The sequence below is a fragment of the Haladaptatus sp. genome (assembly GCF_049589095.1).
Classification (GTDB): domain Archaea; phylum Halobacteriota; class Halobacteria; order Halobacteriales; family Haladaptataceae; genus Haladaptatus.
Map to the genome: position 1 here is coordinate 1 of NZ_JBAWAC010000102.1, position 2,062 is coordinate 2,062.

2 protein-coding genes are annotated in these 2,062 nt (G+C 55.4%); both read left to right on the top strand.

The window, feature by feature from the left end; genetic code table 11:
* The first annotated feature begins 133 nt into the window (after nt 1-133).
* The gene (locus WBV42_RS03460) at nt 134-568 is read left to right on the top strand and encodes a TRAM domain-containing protein (RefSeq protein WP_423984800.1); all 435 of its coding nucleotides are present in this window, start codon (nt 134-136) and stop codon (nt 566-568) included.
* Nucleotides 569-809: 241 nt separating this feature from the next.
* A partial coding sequence (locus WBV42_RS03465; protein WP_423984801.1) for an ABC transporter substrate-binding protein occupies nt 810-2,062 on the top strand: 1,253 nt, incomplete at its 3' end.

A 2,062-nucleotide genomic window follows, 5' to 3' on the forward strand; every position in this document is an offset into this window, starting at 1 on the left:
CACCGTTTTCTCCGACTCCCGACTTTGAACATCGCTCACCGCTTCAGTCCCCGATCCCGTGTCCGATTTCCGACGTGAGAAACCGGCGACATACACATACGTTCTTATGTTCCCGCCGTCTCGAAACGAACAAATGGAGATACCTGACGAGTTGCTCTGCGTTTTCAGTGCACAAATCGAAGAACGAAACGGCGCGTATCATCTCACGCTTCCCGAGCGGGAACTGGATAACGGCGTCTTGGACGATGACGAAACGTATCGTGTCGCACTGCTCGGGTCCGATTCGGAGCGCACGAAAACGGCAGCGACGACAAGCCCTCAGGAGTCGACCCCCGAACCAACCGAGAGCCACCAACACACCTCGCCGCCGGTCGAAGTCGGGGACCGTCGAACCGTCGAAATCGAAGGCATCGGTGAGAAGGGCGATGGCATCGCTCGCGTCGAACGCGGTTACGTCATCATCGTTCCCGACACGGAGAAACGTGACCGGGTGACGATCGAGATCACCAAAGTGAGCGAGAACGTCGCATTCAGCGAAGTCGTCGAGCGGAAGCAGTACTACGAGTAGCTTCTTCGACTCGCTTTCGGATGCCGAAAGTTCTGTCTAAATGATCTTTTTTATAGGTATGTATTGTACACTATCGTTTGTTGGGTAAATATATTCTGGACATTCCATGAGCAACTGTCTATCTGACGTGAAAACGAAAACGTCCCTACAGAAATATCGGCATAACCATTCATTTTGTAAACCTTTATATCCCCTGTCTACTCCTATGGGGATGCTACTCATAATCATGGAAAAAGATAGCATGACGGATTCTCGATCGATTCCGGACAAAATAAAGCGACGGCGTCTCCTTCAGGGAGTCGGAGCAGTCGGTATCGCCTCGCTCGCCGGTTGTACCGGTGGCTCGAACGACAACCCGTCTGGCGGTGATGGTGGTGGCGGTGACAACACCAGCGATGGCGGAAGCGGATCTCAGTCGGGGAACAAAAACAGCAAGCTGACTCTCTCATTAGTGAAAAGCCCGCTGGAATTCGACCCCATCGTTCTCAACGACGTTCCCTCGGCGGAGGTGTCGGACCGCATCTTCGAGGGATTGTACACGTACGACGCCGGAATCAACCAGGTTCCACAGTTGGCGACCGACAAGCCGGAGGTCAAGAACGACGGGAAGACGTACGTCGTGAAACTCAATACGGACGCCAAATTCCAGAACGGCGACCCCGTCACGGCCGAGGACGTGAAGTACTCCTTCGAGGCACCCGTCAAGGAGGAGACGGAGAACGCGGCGGAACTCAACATGATCGATTCCGTGAAGGCTGTCGACGATCACACGGTTCAGTTCGATCTGAAGTATCCGTACGGTCCGTTCATGAACACCCTGACGTGGTCCATCGTCCCCAAGAAGGTCAGGGAAAAGAGCAAAAAAGATTTCAACAAGAAGATGCCCGTCGGCTCCGGACCGTTCAAGTTCGATAGCTGGCAGGAAGGGAAATCCGTCAAGATCTCCCGGTGGGACGACTACTGGGGCGATCTCACCCCGAACCTCGCAAAGGTTCACTACACACCGATCGAGGAGCCGACGACGCGCTTGACGAGCCTTCAAACGGGCGAGAGCGACGTCATCGAGGAAATCCCGCCGAAGCTCTGGCAGCAGGTCAAGGGCATGGGTGATGCGTCCATCGTGGCGACCAAGGCGTTGGGCTACTACTACCTCGCTTTCAACTGTAAGAAGGGGCCGACGACCAACCCGAAGGTTCGGGAAGCCATCGACTACTGTTTCGACATGGATCAGGCCATCTCGAACTTCGTCGAGCCGACCGGCGTGCGCCAGTACAGTCCGCTGCCGGAACAGATCACGAAGAAGTGGGACTTCCCGCTCGACAAGTGGAAGAAGATCTCCCACGGCAAGGACATCGACAAGGCGAAACAGCTGTTCGACGACGCGGACGAAGTTCCGAACAATTGGACCGCCAAGATCATCGTTCCCCCGGACGACAAGCGCGAACAGCTCGGTATCACGGTCGCGAACGGGATGAAACAGGCCGGGTACAACGC